This window comes from Psychrobacter sp. 1U2 (genome assembly GCF_051847575.1).
Map to the genome: position 1 here is coordinate 1 of NZ_JBPYDC010001033.1, position 732 is coordinate 732.

Genomic DNA, 732 nt, shown 5'->3' on the forward strand with positions numbered 1-732 from the left:
ATGATGACCTATATGTTTAAACTTGACGTATGAGTACTATACTCTATATGTATGGTCAAAATATTACTAACAGTATTCTCTTATTTTAAGCGCCATTTTCTTCTATTGTAGAGTAAGACTTTAGCCGTTAAACTATCGTCGCCTGCATGCTTCATTTTACTTATCTATTTTATCTTTGAGTTATTTTATGTCTTTATTGCAAATTGCCGAACCCAATCAAAGCGCCCAACCTCACCAACATCGTTTTGGTTTAGGAATTGATCTTGGTACCACACGCTCACTGGTCGCTGTGGTACGTTCAGGCAAAGCGCAAGTCTTAGAGGCAGCTACAACGACTGATACTTTATTACCTTCTGTTGTTTATTATCCAAGTACAGGTAATCCCCTTGTCGGTTACGACGCTCTAGCGCACTTAGCGGATGATCCAAAAAATACGATTGTTTCAGCCAAACGTTTTATGGGCCGTAGCCAAGCTGATATCAAGTTCTCTCATCCTTATGAGCTGTCTGGCCACAAAGATGATATGCCAACGTTTGTCACCGCCCAAGGTGAGGTCTCTCCTGTTGAAGTATCAGCCCGGATTTTAGCGGCTCTTGAACAGCGAGCTACGAGTACCCTACCTATAGATAGTGTAGAAGGTGCTGTGATTACCGTGCCTGCCTATTTCGATGAAGCGCAGCGTCAAGCGACCAAAGATGCGGCACAAGCGGCTGGTATTAATGTACTGCGTTT

1 protein-coding gene is annotated in these 732 nt (G+C 42.9%); it reads left to right on the forward strand.

Annotated features, from left to right (window positions below):
- Nucleotides 1-187: 187 nt before the first annotated feature.
- The coding region (locus tag ACS8FD_RS20215; RefSeq protein WP_439277182.1) for an Hsp70 family protein at nucleotides 188-732 on the forward strand (545 nt) is incomplete at its 3' end.